Consider the following 15,528-nt stretch of genomic DNA (forward strand, 5'->3'; position numbering starts at 1 on the left):
AGTGACAGTAGTGTAACAAAAATGTGCCATCAGCATCTGCCAATTAATTGTGTCAAAATACATAATAGCACTCGTTACATGGCTATCACTATAAGGTATAGCAGTCTTTATTTGCATGTCAGTGAATGAGTCGGGCATAATGTGCACATCTATCAATGACGTTAATCTCTTGGTGCAAAGCTTATATGACACCTAAGCTATTATGACACTCAAGCTATGGCATCTCTTAACATTAATGATTTTATAAGGAAGTGTTGCTCATGAGTCAAACCAACCCTTATGTTTTGGTACTATATTATTCTAGTCACGGTACGACTAAGACCTTGGCGTATGCTATCGCTCAAGGTATCGAAGACGCAGGCATGACAGCGCGTATCCGTACAGTACCGATCGTGGCACCTGAGACCACATCGAGCAAACCCGCTATTCCTGACGAAGGTGATCTTTATTGCACGATGGATGACTTAAAAGACTGTAGCGGTCTGGCGCTTGGTAGTCCGACGCATTTTGGTAATATGGCCGCGCCCATGAAATACTTTTGGGACAATACTGTTACGCTATGGCTGGCTGGTAATCTGCAAAACAAACCCGCTTCAGTATTTACAGCGACCGGTTCGATGCATGGTGGCCAAGAAACGACCTTATTGACAATGATGTTACCACTACTGCATCACGGTATGATGATAGTCGGTGTGCCTTATGCTGAGCCTGCACTCAATCGTACTCATCGCGGCGGTACGCCTTATGGCGCTAGTCACGTGAGCGGTGCATTGCATGACCAGCCTGTAAATGATGATGAGCGCGAGCTAGGTGTCGCTCAAGGTCGACGTTTGGCTATTAGTGCTAAAGCATTAGCACAAGCTAATTGGACCCGCTAAGCTGTTTTTATATCGTGCAGCACAATGCTATTAAACTAGGAAACAGACGTATCTAATGGCTACTAACCGTCCAGATAATAACACTCAGGCAAAACCAGCAGCAAAAAAAGCCAGTAAACCTGTCAAACCTATTACGCCCATTCGTCAGCGTTTGATGTTGACGTGGCTTATTTGGCTAGCTTATAGAATGCTTGCACTGCCCATTCTTATTAGTGTGTTTAACGTCAGTAACCCCGATATCGTGGGCGGTATTGCATGGCAGACATTATGGCTTTTGCCAGCCTTTATATTGACGCCATGGATTGTGCGTGGTCGTTCACCTTATGCGTTGTTGATAAGTAGTATGTTCACTTTAGTCTATTTGGGCGCAAGTGGGGTCGTGCTGTTTACTCGCATCTATGGTAGTAGCTGGTCTGAGATAGCGGTATATTTGCTTGATTTTGTGCTATTGCTGGCGATCAACGTTTGGTTATTTATTCTATTAAAGCGTTTGCCTTCAATGAATAACGTCGTCAAACAGCCACGCTCTCGCTAGATTGGTTTTTACCTCTGTTATTGATATAAAAAAGCTTAGATAATAAAAAGCGCCACTCTTATCCAGAGCGGCGCTTTTTATTATGGTCTTGCTTATTTAAGTCATGTATCTACTTTAGCCAATATCGACTCTACATAACGTAATCATCAGCTAAATGAGTAATAGCTCAGGATTTAGTTGGCTTTCGTTAATTCTAAATCCATTTTTTTGCCATCGTTGACTTGGCTTACTTTGACAGGTAAGTAATCAAGGCTCGGTGCCAACCAAAAACTGGTTGAACGACTATTGTCGTCATGAATACGGTCAACACGAACGGTATCAAAAGTCCCCGCTGGTACGGTGATTTTGGTATTACCAGACTTCTTGAATGGCGTCTTTTCTACTTTATTTTTTTTGGCCATATAGTAGTTACCAGAAAAATCACCATTCAATAGGTCTTGACGAATTTGCACTTCAAGGCTCAAATCATCAAAAGCTTGCTGCGCCATATTCATGGTCGTGGTTTTGCCTTTATAAGTACTGGTGACTTCTTTACTACTAGGGTTAAAACTTAACTTATGCGTACGCCCAAGACCAAGCAACTTATAGGTAGTGCTCGCTTGAGTTGGGCTGACATTATTGCCATTGATGGTAAAGGTGCTGTCTTGCGCGGCACTAGCGACGCCAGCTACGCGAGCTTTTACTTTATAATTCCAAGTATTACCAGACTTCTTTAAAGTGCGGTTTGCAGTACCTTTATATTTGTCTTCAACGGTAAAGCTATAATCAGCACTTGATGGTTGAATGATTTTTGCATTGGCAAGCGTAGGGGCAGTCATACTTAAAGCTCCGATAATAGCGATACTAGCACCTGTAGTTAAGGCGGTTAAAAATTTCGGTTTATTATGTCTAAGGTCTTGATTGTCAGTTATTGCTAACTTTTTATTTATTGATAAAACACTCATGAATACTCCTTAATAGATAGAAGACAGAGATGTCATCTTTTCTTATAACTATTATTATGTTCTCAACGCTTATAATGGTCATATGTTGTTACATTTTCAAGGGCGTCAACATATAGCAGTGTTCAGCTCTTGTAGCCTATGTTGCCAAAACTCCTTAAGCTGACGTCACAAGTAACGCTTTGTGAGTAAGGTTACTCGCTAGCATGAACTTATAAAATTTCTGCTTTCACATTCTTGTAAATTTTTCGAATTTACACTTGAAGCCATCTTCTATTGCCCCCACTTTTTGATACAAGCTCAACGCTTATCTATGAGACATTACTGTTAATCGTATTTCTTATAGATACTGGTCTTGAGACCATTTATTCAAATAAACCCTTTAACGTAAACAATCAACTTTTGGAGTCATATCGATGAACATTCGTCCTTTACATGACCGTATCGTCGTCCGCCGTATAGAAGAAGAAACAAAAACTGCTGGTGGTATCTTATTACCTGGTTCAGCACAAGAAAAACCGTCACAAGGTGAAGTGCTGGCTGTCGGTAATGGGCAAGTTCGTGACAACGGTGAAACTCGTGCGTTAGATGTAAAAGCTGGCGACAAAGTTTTGTTCGGTCAATATGCTGGTCAAACGGTAAAAGTTGACGGCGAAGAACTACTTATTATGAAAGAGTCTGATGTATTGGGTGTGCTAGAGGGCTAGTGCTTTTGAGTATCATTGAGTACTCAGCACATTTTTGATAATTGTGTTTAGACAGTTCTTTAACAACACTATATCGACTTATTCGATCGTATTTTTATACTTATAATAATGGAGTAAATTAACATGGCAAAAGATGTAAAATTCGGCATTGATGCTCGTAAGCAAATGATGGACGGTGTTAACGTTCTAGCAAACGCTGTAAAAGTCACGCTAGGCCCTAAAGGTCGTAACGTGGTTATCGACAAGTCATTTGGCGCACCAACCATCACTAAAGATGGTGTATCAGTTGCCAAAGAGATTGAGCTTGAGAACAAATTTGAAAACATGGGCGCACAGCTCGTTCGTGAAGTTGCTAGCCGCACTAATGACGTCGCTGGTGATGGTACGACTACCGCAACAGTATTGGCTCAATCAATCCTGCAAGAAGGCATGAAATCAGTTGCCGCTGGCATGAACCCAATGGATCTTAAGCGCGGTATCGACAAAGCAGTACGCGAAGCGGTTAAAGAAATCCATAAGCTATCGACCCCAGCCGACGATCATAAAGCGATTGCTCAGGTTGGTTCTATTTCTGCGAACTCAGACACCAAGATCGGTGAATTGATTTCTCAAGCGATGGAAAAAGTCGGTAAGCAAGGCGTTATCACTGTTGAAGAAGGTTCAAGCTTTGAGGATACTTTAGAAGTTGTTGAAGGTATGCAGTTTGACCGTGGTTATATCAGCCCATACTTTGCGAACAAGCAAGACAGCTTAACGGCCGAGTTTGAAAACCCATATATCCTATTGGTTGACAAAAAAATCAGCAACATTCGTGAAATCGTGCCACTACTTGAGCAAGTGATGCAGCAGAGCAAACCGTTGCTAATCATCGCTGAAGACGTAGAAAACGAAGCATTGGCTACGCTAGTTGTCAACAATATGCGTGGTGGTTTGAAGACTTGTGCGGTTAAAGCACCAGGTTTCGGCGATCGTCGTAAAGCAATGCTAGAAGATATCGCGACACTAACTGGCGGTACGGTTATCTCTGAAGAGATCGGTTTAAGCTTAGAGACTGCAACCCTAGAGCAATTGGGTACTGCTAAAAAGGTTACTGTCGGTAAAGAAAACACCGTTATCGTTGATGGTGCTGGCAACAAAGCAGACATCGATAATCGCGTTGAGTCTATCAACCGTCAAATCGAAGAGTCTACTTCTGACTACGATAAAGAAAAGTTACAAGAGCGTGTGGCCAAACTAGCAGGTGGCGTAGCCGTTATCAAAGTTGGCGCAGCGACTGAAACTGAAATGAAAGAGAAGAAAGACCGTGTTGACGATGCGCTACATGCGACTCGTGCAGCGGTTGAAGAAGGCGTTGTCCCTGGTGGTGGTGTTGCCTTAGTTCGTGCAATGAATGCATTGTCTGAGCTACGTGGCGATAACGATGACCAAAATGCCGGTATGAATATTCTACGTCGCGCGATGGAAGCACCATTACGTCAAATCGTGACCAACTCTGGCGAAGAAGCTTCAGTTGTAGTCAACGAAGTGAAGAGCGGTAGCGGTAACTATGGTTACAACGCAGCGACTGGCGAGTACGGTGATATGCTAGAGATGGGTATCCTTGATCCAGCGAAAGTTGCTCGTTCAGCACTAGAAAACGCTGCATCTGTTGCAGGTCTCATGCTCACGACCGAAGTCATGATTACTGATTTACCGCAAGGTGATGATGGTATGGCTGCTATGGGCGGTGCTGGTGGAATGGGCGGTATGGGTGGAATGGGCGGCATGATGTAATTTTACTTCTGCTACAAGGCGATTTCTCTTTGTCAGACGCGCTCAATGTACAATAGGTACTATTTTCGCTCGTCTTTCTCGACAAATCGCTTTTCGCTAGAAGTATGACTGAAGTCATAAAGTCTGTTTGACTATTAAAAGCTCTGTTATCGTTAGGATAGCAGGGTTTTTTTAATGAAAGTTTTTAGTCCAGTTTTCCCAAATAAACCCCCAGTAGGCTGAGCTTATCGGGGTTTTTTTTATACAAGTTTAGTATGTTTTAGCATGATGATTACGAATCCGCTTCATCTCGTCTAAACGTCCATGTCTTATCATCAGACAGCTCATCGACATAATAATATCCCGCCAAGTCAAACTGCTTTAATTGCTCAGCATTGGTGAGTTTATTATCCGCAGCGTACTTCACCATCAGACCACGGGCTTTTTTGGCATAAAAGCTAATTACCTTATATTGACCGTTTTTTTCATCTTCAAATCGTGGCATGATGATTTCAGCATTTAGCGCCTTTTTCTTGACCGATTTAAAATACTCATTAGAGGCCAAATTAACTAATACCTTGTCATCGCTATCTGCCATGTGTGCATTGATAACATTAGTCACTTCCTTGCCCCAAAATTCATATAGGTTATTACCGTGCTTATTTTTCAGCTTAGTGCCCATCTCTAAGCGATACGGCTGAATCAAATCAAGTGGTTTCAGCACACCATAAAGACCTGACAAAATACCTAAATGCTCATTGACATAAATGGCCGTTTCTTTATCCATGTTATACATATCAAGCCCAGTATAAACATCTCCATCAAATAAATAACCTGCTGGTTTTGCATTTTGATCATTAAATGGCTTATTTTTGCTCCAGCTCCATTGTTGATTGCGCTCAGCATTGAGCTGGGCCAAATCGTCAGAGATGCTCATCATCTCTTGCAAATCAATCGGTTCTTTCGATTTTAGTATTTTAATCAACTCTTGCGAATGTCCTATAAGCTCAGGCTGACTGTAATGATTGCCTAGATTTACGGGAATATCATCTTTTTCATTCAAAGACTTGGCAGGGGAGAGTACAAAATACATAGTCATTCCTTGTGATTTATGAGATCGAAAAAATAAAAATTTCAAATATAGCAATAAAGATTATATAAATGGTATAAATACATAACTTTTTATTTACTTATGGGTCATCATTAGACAATGAAAGTTAGCAAACGATGTCTCTATAATAAAAACACATGATGGAAAACAGTTAGTCATTTATTATATTGATAATATTGGTTGAAGTATCTAATGTAAGCGTTGACCAAAATTTTCGCTCTATGCATCTCATCATGCAAATAATCTGTGTATAGGTCAGTAATATATTTAGAGTAAGGAGACGGTATGAAAATCGGTGTCATCAGTGCAGATATCACACACGAAAACCGCGTAGCGCTCACCCCAGATGCGGTCAAAAAGCTAATTAAACTTGGGTTTGAAGTCGTCATCCAGTCAGGTGCAGGTCAAGCAGCGTATTATGCTGATAATTTGTACCAAGCGGCTGGTGCCGATATTGCAAATAGTAGTGCTGAGGTAGTTAACCAGTCTCAAATTATTACCACAGTTAATGACTTACCTTCTATAACTACTGACAGCTTAAAATCTGGTCAGATTGTCATTGGTATGCTCGATCCTTACCGTAATACTCAGCTAGATACTTATGCTGCCAAAGGGGTAACGGCATTTGCCATGGAACTGTTACCACGTACCTTATCACGTGCACAGAATATGGATGTCTTGTCATCACAAGCTAACCTTGCCGGTTATAAAGCGGTACTACTCGCGGCCAATGAATATTCCCGTCCTTTTCCTATGTTTATGACTTCAGCTGGGACAGTCAAACCTGCCAAAGTTGTTATCTTAGGCGTAGGGGTCGCAGGTTTGCAAGCCATTGCTACTGCCAAGCGTTTAGGTGCAGTCGTGGAAGCCAGTGATCTACGTCCGACTGCTCGCGAGCAAGTAGAGTCATTAGGTGGCAAATGGCTGGATGTACCAATGAGTGCAGAGGAAGCTGAGACAGCTAAGTCCACAGGCGGTTATGCATGGACACCCTCAGAGCAGTATATCAAAGACCAAGCAGCTGTGGTGGACAAAGCCTTAAGTAATGCCGATATCGTCATTACCACTGCGCAAATTCCGGGTCGTCAAGCACCGCGCTTGGTACATCAAGCAACACTTGCCAAAATGAAGGCAGGCTCAGTGCTGATTGATATGGCTGCTGGAACAGGCGGTAACGTGGAAGGCAGTGTGCCAGATGAAACCATTACCACTGCCAATGGCGTGCGTATCGTCGGTGCGGCCAACATTCCATCGATGCTAGCGGCGCAGTCATCAGACTTGTATGCCAATAACCTTGTCAATTTTATCACGACTTTAATTGCCTCTGAAGAAACCACGGAAGCGACAGACAATGCTGCATCAAACAAGCTGGCACTGAACTTAGATATGGAAGATGAGATTCAGGGCGCACTGGCAGTGACGCATGAGAGTCAGGTACGCCTTGCTAAACGCTAAGTCTTGACTGCCTATCACTACACACTTTGTCATCATACATTTGCCAGTAATGAATAAAATTTTAGGAGGATAAGATGATTGCCACTGTTTTAGCTGCGGCGCCAGCCGGTGCGGCCATGAGTAGCACACCATTTGTAGCGATTTTCACTGTATTTGTACTCGCTATTTTTGTCGGATATTACGTTGTTTGGGGCGTTACGCCTGCATTACACACACCATTGATGGCCGTAACTAATGCCTTATCAAGTATTGTCATCGTCGGTGCAATGCTACAGACGGTCACGATTGATGGTTCGATATTTACACCAACCAGTTTGCTTGGTGCATTTGCGGTATTTTTAGCCAGTATTAATATCTTTGGTGGTTTTGCCGTGACTGAGCGTATGCTCGCGATGTTTAAACCTAAAGCAAAAAAAGCGCCAGTGGTAACATCTGAAAATGGAGGCGATGCATGAGCGATTTAACAAATATGATTTCTGCGAATGCTGACTGGTTTTATTTAATCGGTGCCATTCTTTTCGTCTTAACCCTTCGAGGTTTATCTAGCCCAAAGACCGCTATTCGCGGTAACCGCTTTGGTATGGTTGCGATGGCAATTGCAGTAGCAACGACATTCTTCTTAGCAGAAGGCCCAGTGCTGTGGTTGATTATCGGTGCGATGATATTGGGTGCACTCGTTGGTATGTGGAAAGCAAAGACGGTCGCGATGACCCAGATGCCAGAAACGGTCGCTTTAATGCACTCATTTGTCGGTTTGTCAGCGGTAGCGATTGCTTTAGCAACGGTACTGCATACTGAACAACAGCATGGCGCGGTTGCTCGTGTCGAATTATTCATCGGTTGTTTCATCGGTGCGATTACTTTCTCAGCTTCTGTCTTTGCCTTTGGTAAATTGGCGGCAAAGAGTTGGGCGAAGACCTTGGTTGGCGGCTGGGTTAAACCTGTCCAAGCACTACTATTCATCGCTATGATTGGCTTTGGTGGCGTGTATTTCGTTACTGATTCATTACCTGCCTTCTATGCCATGGCAGTAATTGCAGTCATCTTTGGTTGGATGTGGATTGCACCAATCGGTGGCGGTGATATGCCAGTGGTTGTATCACTATTGAACTCATTCTCAGGTTGGGCGGCAGCAGGTATTGGTTTTACCCTTGGCAACTCGATGCTTATTATCGCAGGCTCGCTTGTAGGTTCATCAGGTGCGATTTTATCTTATATCATGTGTAAAGCCATGAATCGCTCATTACTTAACGTACTATTTGGCGGTATGGGTACGGCAGCAGTGGCGGCAGGCGGCGATGATGGCGCGCCAAAGAACTATAAAGCAGGTTCAGCAGAAGATGCTGGCTTCTTAATGGCCAACGCAAGCAGTGTCGTTATTGTACCGGGTTATGGTATGGCACAAGGTCGTGCACAGAATGCGGTAAAAGAGTTATATGAGCTGCTAAAAGAAGAAGGCGTTAACGTTCGTTTTGCTATTCATCCAGTGGCAGGTCGTATGCCAGGACACATGAACGTGCTATTGGCTGAAGCGGATGTGCCTTATGATGATATTTTAGAGATGGATGAGATTAACTCAGACTTTGCCAGTACAGATGTGGTCTTAGTCATCGGCGCCAACGACGTAGTAAACCCATCTGCGAAAGATGATCCATCGTCGCCAATTTTCGGTATGCCTATCCTAGAAGTCACCAAAGCCCAAACGATTATGGTTATCAAGCGTTCGATGAGTACCGGTTACGCGGGACTCGATAACAGTCTGTTTTACATGGACAAAACCATGATGATCTTTGGTGATGCGAAGAAGATGGTAGAAGAGATGGTACGTAGTATTAACGGCGCAGGTCATTAATCTCTAAAATCGGTTTTTAAATATAAGTTTGCAAATAAAAAAGTCACTGGGTGGCTTTTTTGCGTTATGGTATGACGCCTTTATCTCAGATATAAAAGATAACCAATTATAAAACACAGTATAGTAGTTTCAATTTGAAAGTGTTATAGCGCTACTGGGATGCTTGCTTTTAGATATTAGTCGCGCAGCATCGAGCGATAGCAGCACGCAAGGAAAATTTATACCAGTAGTGCATTTAAATTGATGACAGTTTTATTTTCAACTGACTATATAAACATCAAGAGAGTTTTTTATGAATATGTTGATTCGCTTCTTTATTATGACAAGCTTACTCAAAAAACAACTTAAGCTGCAAAATGCTAGTGAAAAATTAACCACTGAAATGTTGAGCGCGCCAATTGCTCGTCAGTATCGAGTATTGCCACATGACATGGGCTTTCGCGATCATCTGCCAAATTACCGTTACCTGTCTTTTATTGAGCTCAATATCACCCGTTGGCTAATGACCTGTGTTCATCAAAAAGGTATCAAGCCCTTAAATTGGGTTATCGCTATGCAAGAGATGGTCTACCTAAAAGAGATTAAATTCTTAGATAAGATGACGGTGAGTAGCGAGCTTGTTGGCTGGGATAAGAAATATATTTACTTTGAAACTCGCTTCTTTGTCAAAAGTCAGCTAATGGGCGTTGGTATGACTAAATTTTTGCTAAAGGATAAACATGGCGATAAGTGTACGCCTGAGGTATTAGATATGGCGGATGAGCAATTGAGCGACGTGATTACCAGTTGGAATAAGCACCAAGTGGCAGTTAAGTCTGAAAGTCGTTAAAACCAAGCCTATCTATACAGTAGAGGCTGAAGTTTGTTAGGATAGTTCATAACACTGATATAGTCGAATTACTTTAAAAGTGTTGTAGCGCTGCTGGGATGAATTTTACGCAGCATCGAAAGATAACAGCACGCAAGTAAAATTTATACCAGTAGCGCGTTCAAATTTATAATCGTTTTGTTTTGAACTTACTATACAAGGCTTAATTAATAATAAAGAGGCACCATTATGACCCCACAAAAACTAAAATGGACAGATAGCTTAGACATTGCCATTGAGCTTTATGAGAAATTTCCAGAGACTGACCCGCAGTACATACGATTTACTGATTTGCACCGCTGGGTGACTGAGCTTGAAGGCTTTGATGATGATCCACAAAAGTCAAACGAAGGTATCCTGGAAGCGATTCAAATGAATTGGATAGATGAAGCAGATTAGACCTTTCTTTATGTGACAAGCTTTCATGATCTTTTTCATTCATTAGGAAACAATATGACTTCTCAAGTAACAGAGTTAGCTGATGCAATCGTTTGCAAAGGTATTAGCACTCGCACCACGAATAACGCAGAAATCAGCCATGATACGGCTAAATTAGGACGTTTATGGCAAAAGTTCTACCAAAACCATGTCAGCCATTTGGCTGAAGGTGAAGATATTTACGGGGTGTATCAGAACTACGAGAGCGAAGATTTGGTCGGCGCTTTTGATGTAGTCGCTAGTTGGAAGGTAGAGAGTGCACAAGCAGCAGGCGAAGGCAGTGACGAAGAACATAATGTTTTAAGTGCTGAAAATATTCTTAGTGCCGCTCATGCTAGCGATGTGGTGACAGTTACTATTCCTGCCGGTAAATATTTAGTATTTTCTGAAGAAGGTAGAATGCCGAATACCGTGATGAACGCTTGGGAGAAAGCTTGGGAGTACTTCCATAATCCAGATTGCGCGCATACTCGCACTTATAAGGTCGATTTTGAGCATTATATTGGTGGTAATTTAGAGTATGGGCAGGTGGACTTATATATTGGGATTGAGTAAAGCCAGTAAATGACCTTGTCTGTCAGTAAAAATTAGATAATTTAAAAGGTTTAATTTATAGTTGATAAAGAACAATGATAAAAAAAGCGCTATTTTAAATCAGATAGCGCTTTTTTACGTTAGAGGGGTAAAATCAATCTAACAACAAATTCTCTAGAATGCCTTCATATATCTGCGCCAATCTGCCCAAGTCATCCACCTCAACCTTTTCATCAACTTGATGAATCGTAGCATTGCGCACGCCAAGCTCAACGACTTGTGCACCCGTTGGCGCAATAAAGCGTCCGTCAGAAGTACCGCCTGAAGTCGATAAAGTTGCCTGTGTGCCCGTCACCGACTTAATGGCTTGCTGGCAGGCAGAGACGAGTTTACCTTCAGGTGTCAAAAACGGCTGACCGGATAATTTCCAATGAATATCATAACTGGCCTTGCTATCAGCAAAATGCTTATCAAAGATAGCATGGGTTTTTGCTTTTAGTTCATTTTCAGTTGTTTCCGTTGAAAAGCGGAAGTTAAAAACGACTTCAAGCGTCTCAGGGATGACATTGGTTGCGCCAGTGCCACTATTGATATTAGAGATTTGTAGAGAGGTGGCGGGGAAGTAGTCATTGCCACTGTCCCAAGTTGCCGTCGTGAGTTCTGCTAACGCGGAGGTAGCCGCATGAATAGGGTTACAAGCCAAATGCGGATAGGCCACGTGACCTTGCTTACCGGTGACCGTCAGCACGGCACCCAACGAGCCGCGGCGACCGTTTTTGATAATATCGCCTAGGGTATCAGTACTCGAGGGCTCACCAACAAGACAATAGGTAATTTTTTCATTACGTGCTTCTAGAGTTTCTATGACTTTAACGGTGCCATTGATAGAGGGGCCTTCTTCATCTGAGGTAATTAAAAAGGCGATAGAGCCATTATGCTCAGGATGGTTGGCAACGAAACGCTCAGCTGCAATGGTAAAAGCAGCAATGCCGGTTTTCATATCAGCGGCACCGCGCGCCCAGAGATAGCCATTTTCGATGGTTGGGGTAAAGGGCGGGTAGGTCCAATTATTGACATCGCCTGTTGGCACCACATCGGTATGACCGGCAAAGCAAATCACTGGTTCAGTCGTGCCACGGCGTGCCCAAAGGTTTTTGACTTCCGCGTGCTCGCCAGTCTTATCTCTATCGCCAAAATACATAAACTCACAATCAAAGCCTGCCTGTCTTAAGCGTTCCGATAAAATATCTTGGCAACCGTCGTCGTCTGGCGTCACTGAAGGACGTTCTAATAGTTCAATGCTTAGATCAAGAGTGGCTTGCTGATGAGTTTGCGTTAAAGTATTTTTATTATTAGACATGATAGACCTTTCAGAATTGAGCGTAGGCTGGGTTTTTAACCCAGCATTCTGCATTTGCGAAGTTTAAAAGCTGGGTTAAAAACCCAGCCTACAATAAATAGCTTATTTAACCCTCTTCAACAAAAGGCACTAAACCATCTCGGCGCATCCACGTCGCGATAGAATAGCGCTGCCGATGAGCGATTTGTACTTGATGTTGCAGGTCGCTGTCAAATATGACCAGACGATTGGCAACAGGCATGACATTATGATGTATACCATGTTTGTCAACAATTTCTAACGCGCCGCCATCATTGGCTGCCCATTCGTCGTTTAAATAAAACACGGCTGAGATAACGCGCTCATTGCGGCCGGCAGGGTTGTCACTATGCCATTTATAACCGAAACCTACCGGATAGCAGGCATAATGTGCTTCACTGTGGCGAATACCTGCAAACAAGCTTTGATTGAATAAAGTGGCAAGCGCATTGATACTTTGTAGATAAAAGTAGCCAGCAAAGAAATTTTTAGTGATCCAGCGAATACGGTCACCGCGAATATCACTAATCCGAACACCAGCGGTCAGCTCAGCATCACGATAGTCAACAAAACCACTCTCTGCTTGCAAAGCCTGTAGTGCCAAATGATCAAACACGCCATCTACCACTATCCAGCCATCAGTTACAAACTTATCTAACTGTCTATCGGTCAGCTTATCCGCCCAATTGACAGCAAAGTTTGTCATCTGCAAAACATCTTGGGTAAGCAGTTTATCGCTGGTTTTATCAGTATACGGCGCAAGCTGCGGCGGATTATCAGGACCTATCGGATGATTGACCACAAGCTTTGTCACATTTAGGTTGCTAATAATCTTAGTCATCTCACCTCGTTATTGTCAATTAGCTGGCATTCAAAGCCCTTTTATTAAAAGTGCTTACCAAAACCACATTATCTTTTATGCTTCCTATGCTACCATAGATGCAATTTTTCTTATTTAAACTTTTGAGATTATGAACTATAAACATGCCTACCACGCTGGTAACTTTGCTGATGTGGTCAAACACATTTTATTGGTACAACTGCTTAATCAACTGGGCCAAAAAAACAAACCTTTTTATGTGCTTGACGCTTATGGCGGTCGCGGACTGTATTCACTTAGTAGTGAAGAAGCGCGTAAGACAGGAGAAGCCAAGGGCGGTATCCAAGCTCTACTAAAAACGGACATTGAAAAGGCCCCAACTGCTGTTAAAGAATATGTGGAAGGTATCAAGCAAGCCAAATTCACTTATGATAGTAAAGTCTATCCAGGGTCGCCATGGTGGGTTGCTCACCATGTTGAAAAAAACCCAGACGCAGGCGTGCGCGGTGAAGCTTTTGAAGCTAAAGCTTCTGAATATGATGCGTTGAACTATCAATTACATAAGTTACCAATTGGTATCCATCATCGTGATGCGTTTGAAGGTATTACAGCGGTTATCCCACCAGCCGAGCGCCGCGGACTTATTTTCCTTGATCCTCCCTATGAGCAAGAACACAAAGACTTTACACGCCTTATCAACTTGCTTGTTACTGCTTATAACAAATGGCCACAAGGTACTTATGCGTTGTGGTTCCCCATTAAAAACATTGAAGCGGTAGAGCTGTTCTACAAAAAGCTAAAACGTACTGAAATGCGTCGTCAGCTAGTTTGTGAGCTAAATATTTATCCAAATGATGTCGCCGTTGGTCTCAATGGTACGGGGCTGCTCGTTATCAATCCGCCATGGCAGTTTGATAATCATGCACGTGAAATATTACGATTTTTACAGCCTGCTTTAAAAGTAGCTGATGCGCCAAATCTGACGCCTGATAGTGCAACCAATGTACGCTGGTTAGTTGGCGAATAAGGATATCAATATGACGACTGAGCAATCGCCTCACAATAGTTTAAATGACAGCGCCGCAACTCAGCCACCCTTTGTTGATGAGCATGAATTCAATATTCGCTTGGCGGATAATGATAATTACGATGGGCTGACTTTCGAGGTGATTGAGACAGAAGTTGCAGAAGGTAAGCCTGTGGTCAGTCGCGGTGTTTATTTAGCGCCCAACTTGATCACCACTTTATCGCTATTATCTGGTTTTTACTCGATTTTAGCCAGTACTCAAGGCGAGTTTTATAAAGCATCTTTAGCCATCTTTTTATCCGCTATTCTTGACGGTGCTGATGGGCGGGTTGCACGTATGCTCAATGCACAAAGCCCCTTTGGCGAGCAGTACGATTCCCTTGCCGATATGTTGGCTTTTGGCATTGCGCCGGCTATTTTGATTTATAGCTTTGCCTTAGAGCCTTTAGGTCGCATTGGCCTAGGCTGTGCGTTCGTTTTCACGGCTTGTGGTGCATTCCGTTTAGCACGTTTTAACGTGCAGGTTGGTATTGTAGATAAAAAGTACTTTGTTGGTTTAGCAAGTCCGCTTGCCGCTATATTAGTAACGTCTGCTGTTATGGTTGCTGTCGATCATAATGAATGGGTGGGACAATATGATACTGCTGTTATGTTCTTATTTGCCGTGTGGGTAGTTATCTGTGGTTTATTAATGGTCAGTAACGTCAAATACTATAGTTTTAAGGAATTTGACAAAAAGAAAGTACCTTTTGTGGTGCTTATCCTTGGGGTGCTGGTTATGAGCATTGTGATCTATGACATACCTGTTGGTATCTTAGCCATCGGTATCATCTATGCGTTATCAGGTATTGTTACTACTATTAAGGAAAAAGCAAAAAGTTAAAGTTACATTTATGTTTTATATTAAGGAGTTTAAAATGTAAGCTCCTTTTTTATGAAGTACTGTATGACAGAAAGTATTAATTGATAACAAATTTTTGAAGAAAATTAAGAACTGTAGTAAACATAAAAGTAAGAAATTCTTAATTTCTTACTTGACCCCCTATTAAAAGCGCGTATAATGCCACCCAGTCGAAAGGGAAGGGTGATTGGAGAGTGGTTTACCACTGAACAAATCGGTCCTTGTTTTAGAGTATTTATTTAGTTAAATAAAGACTTTCAAACTAAATAAAATAAACCCTTGACACTGACAAAAAAGGGTCTATAATACGCCCCTCATTAGCACAAACTGG

The 15,528-nt window shown here is 42.4% G+C and carries 16 protein-coding genes; 12 read left to right on the forward strand and 4 right to left on the reverse strand.

Features of this window, described 5'->3' with window-relative positions; translation table 11 throughout:
* The first annotated feature begins 260 nt into the window (after positions 1-260).
* Together wrbA and ACS8FB_RS12445 are read left to right on the forward strand one after the other, a co-directional pair.
* Positions 261-878 (forward strand): NAD(P)H:quinone oxidoreductase, encoded by a 618-nt coding sequence (gene wrbA, locus ACS8FB_RS12440; protein ID WP_439263306.1) that lies wholly within the window; start codon positions 261-263, stop codon positions 876-878.
* A gap of 55 nt (positions 879-933) precedes the next feature.
* A complete protein-coding gene (locus ACS8FB_RS12445) occupies positions 934-1,413 on the forward strand; it encodes a hypothetical protein (protein ID WP_439263308.1) in 480 nt (159 codons plus the stop codon).
* A gap of 173 nt (positions 1,414-1,586) precedes the next feature.
* Here ACS8FB_RS12445 and ACS8FB_RS12450 read toward each other — a convergent pair whose 3' ends face one another.
* Positions 1,587-2,357 (reverse strand): DUF3108 domain-containing protein, encoded by a 771-nt coding sequence (locus ACS8FB_RS12450; protein WP_439263310.1) that lies wholly within the window; start codon positions 2,355-2,357, stop codon positions 1,587-1,589.
* Positions 2,358-2,770: 413 nt separating this feature from the next.
* Between ACS8FB_RS12450 and groES the strand changes: the two genes are divergently transcribed.
* Positions 2,771-3,061: a co-chaperone GroES gene (gene groES, locus ACS8FB_RS12455; protein ID WP_057758860.1), complete on the forward strand. Its 291-nt coding sequence runs from the start codon at positions 2,771-2,773 to the stop codon at positions 3,059-3,061.
* A 123-nt stretch (positions 3,062-3,184) separates the two neighbouring features.
* Positions 3,185-4,834: a chaperonin GroEL gene (gene groL, locus ACS8FB_RS12460; RefSeq protein WP_439263312.1), complete on the forward strand. Its 1,650-nt coding sequence runs from the start codon at positions 3,185-3,187 to the stop codon at positions 4,832-4,834.
* A 271-nt stretch (positions 4,835-5,105) separates the two neighbouring features.
* On the opposite strand, the gene yaaA is transcribed toward groL, so the two are convergent.
* Positions 5,106-5,906: a peroxide stress protein YaaA gene (yaaA, locus tag ACS8FB_RS12465; protein ID WP_439263314.1), complete on the reverse strand. Its 801-nt coding sequence runs from the start codon at positions 5,904-5,906 to the stop codon at positions 5,106-5,108.
* Positions 5,907-6,209: 303 nt separating this feature from the next.
* On the opposite strand from yaaA, the gene ACS8FB_RS12470 reads away from it, so the two are divergent.
* The 6 genes from ACS8FB_RS12470 to ACS8FB_RS12495 all read left to right on the forward strand — a co-directional run bounded on the left by ACS8FB_RS12470 (position 6,210) and on the right by ACS8FB_RS12495 (position 11,092).
* The gene (locus ACS8FB_RS12470) at positions 6,210-7,379 is read left to right on the forward strand and encodes a Re/Si-specific NAD(P)(+) transhydrogenase subunit alpha (protein WP_439263316.1); all 1,170 of its coding nucleotides are present in this window, start codon (positions 6,210-6,212) and stop codon (positions 7,377-7,379) included.
* Between the two features lie 116 nt (positions 7,380-7,495).
* Complete coding sequence (locus ACS8FB_RS12475) at positions 7,496-7,834, forward strand: proton-translocating transhydrogenase family protein (protein WP_439263339.1); 339 nt, start codon at positions 7,496-7,498, stop codon at positions 7,832-7,834.
* 14 nt (positions 7,835-7,848) lie between these two features.
* Positions 7,849-9,231 (forward strand): NAD(P)(+) transhydrogenase (Re/Si-specific) subunit beta, encoded by a 1,383-nt coding sequence (locus ACS8FB_RS12480; RefSeq protein ID WP_439263341.1) that lies wholly within the window; start codon positions 7,849-7,851, stop codon positions 9,229-9,231.
* Between the two features lie 292 nt (positions 9,232-9,523).
* On the forward strand, positions 9,524-10,060 hold the full coding sequence (locus ACS8FB_RS12485) for an acyl-CoA thioesterase (protein ID WP_439263318.1): 537 nt from the start codon (positions 9,524-9,526) through the stop codon (positions 10,058-10,060).
* A gap of 228 nt (positions 10,061-10,288) precedes the next feature.
* On the forward strand, positions 10,289-10,498 hold the full coding sequence (gene iscX / locus ACS8FB_RS12490) for a Fe-S cluster assembly protein IscX (RefSeq protein ID WP_021812734.1): 210 nt from the start codon (positions 10,289-10,291) through the stop codon (positions 10,496-10,498).
* 54 nt (positions 10,499-10,552) lie between these two features.
* Entirely contained in the window at positions 10,553-11,092 is a 540-nt protein-coding gene (locus tag ACS8FB_RS12495) for a GyrI-like domain-containing protein (RefSeq protein ID WP_439263321.1), read from the forward strand.
* A 133-nt stretch (positions 11,093-11,225) separates the two neighbouring features.
* Here the strand turns inward: ACS8FB_RS12495 and dapE are convergent, their stop codons facing one another.
* Both dapE and ACS8FB_RS12505 read right to left on the reverse strand, forming a co-directional pair.
* Positions 11,226-12,431 carry a succinyl-diaminopimelate desuccinylase gene (gene dapE, locus ACS8FB_RS12500; RefSeq protein WP_439263323.1) on the reverse strand — a complete coding sequence of 402 codons (1,206 nt, stop codon included), beginning with the start codon at positions 12,429-12,431 and terminating at the stop codon, positions 11,226-11,228.
* A gap of 106 nt (positions 12,432-12,537) precedes the next feature.
* The gene (locus ACS8FB_RS12505; protein ID WP_439263325.1) at positions 12,538-13,290 is read right to left on the reverse strand and encodes a 2OG-Fe(II) oxygenase; all 753 of its coding nucleotides are present in this window, start codon (positions 13,288-13,290) and stop codon (positions 12,538-12,540) included.
* Positions 13,291-13,420: 130 nt separating this feature from the next.
* Here ACS8FB_RS12505 and ACS8FB_RS12510 point away from each other — a divergent pair, with 130 nt between their 5' ends.
* On the forward strand, positions 13,421-14,296 hold the full coding sequence (locus ACS8FB_RS12510) for a 23S rRNA (adenine(2030)-N(6))-methyltransferase RlmJ (protein WP_439263327.1): 876 nt from the start codon (positions 13,421-13,423) through the stop codon (positions 14,294-14,296).
* 10 nt (positions 14,297-14,306) lie between these two features.
* Positions 14,307-15,179: a CDP-diacylglycerol--serine O-phosphatidyltransferase gene (gene pssA / locus ACS8FB_RS12515; protein WP_439263329.1), complete on the forward strand. Its 873-nt coding sequence runs from the start codon at positions 14,307-14,309 to the stop codon at positions 15,177-15,179.
* Positions 15,180-15,528: the final 349 nt, after the last annotated feature.

This window comes from Psychrobacter sp. 1U1 (genome assembly GCF_051847535.1).
Classification (GTDB): domain Bacteria; phylum Pseudomonadota; class Gammaproteobacteria; order Pseudomonadales; family Moraxellaceae; genus Psychrobacter; species Psychrobacter saeujeotis.

What these genes read in the sequence shown, in the direction of transcription:
- ACS8FB_RS12475 (WP_439263339.1), top strand. Translation starts at nt 7,496, where the DNA reads ATGAGTAGCACACCATTTGTAGCGATTTTCACTGTATTTGTACTCGCT.
- ACS8FB_RS12470 (WP_439263316.1), top strand. Translation starts at nt 6,210, where the DNA reads ATGAAAATCGGTGTCATCAGTGCAGATATCACACACGAAAACCGCGTA.
- ACS8FB_RS12485 (WP_439263318.1), top strand. Translation starts at nt 9,524, where the DNA reads ATGAATATGTTGATTCGCTTCTTTATTATGACAAGCTTACTCAAAAAA.
- ACS8FB_RS12505 (WP_439263325.1), bottom strand. Translation starts at nt 13,290, where the DNA reads ATGACTAAGATTATTAGCAACCTAAATGTGACAAAGCTTGTGGTCAAT.
- ACS8FB_RS12445 (WP_439263308.1), top strand. Translation starts at nt 934, where the DNA reads ATGGCTACTAACCGTCCAGATAATAACACTCAGGCAAAACCAGCAGCA.
- groL (WP_439263312.1), top strand. Translation starts at nt 3,185, where the DNA reads ATGGCAAAAGATGTAAAATTCGGCATTGATGCTCGTAAGCAAATGATG.
- dapE (WP_439263323.1), bottom strand. Translation starts at nt 12,431, where the DNA reads ATGTCTAATAATAAAAATACTTTAACGCAAACTCATCAGCAAGCCACT.
- groES (WP_057758860.1), top strand. Translation starts at nt 2,771, where the DNA reads ATGAACATTCGTCCTTTACATGACCGTATCGTCGTCCGCCGTATAGAA.
- yaaA (WP_439263314.1), bottom strand. Translation starts at nt 5,906, where the DNA reads ATGTATTTTGTACTCTCCCCTGCCAAGTCTTTGAATGAAAAAGATGAT.
- wrbA (WP_439263306.1), top strand. Translation starts at nt 261, where the DNA reads ATGAGTCAAACCAACCCTTATGTTTTGGTACTATATTATTCTAGTCAC.
- ACS8FB_RS12510 (WP_439263327.1), top strand. Translation starts at nt 13,421, where the DNA reads ATGAACTATAAACATGCCTACCACGCTGGTAACTTTGCTGATGTGGTC.
- pssA (WP_439263329.1), top strand. Translation starts at nt 14,307, where the DNA reads ATGACGACTGAGCAATCGCCTCACAATAGTTTAAATGACAGCGCCGCA.
- ACS8FB_RS12480 (WP_439263341.1), top strand. Translation starts at nt 7,849, where the DNA reads ATGATTTCTGCGAATGCTGACTGGTTTTATTTAATCGGTGCCATTCTT.
- iscX (WP_021812734.1), top strand. Translation starts at nt 10,289, where the DNA reads ATGACCCCACAAAAACTAAAATGGACAGATAGCTTAGACATTGCCATT.
- ACS8FB_RS12495 (WP_439263321.1), top strand. Translation starts at nt 10,553, where the DNA reads ATGACTTCTCAAGTAACAGAGTTAGCTGATGCAATCGTTTGCAAAGGT.
- ACS8FB_RS12450 (WP_439263310.1), bottom strand. Translation starts at nt 2,357, where the DNA reads ATGAGTGTTTTATCAATAAATAAAAAGTTAGCAATAACTGACAATCAA.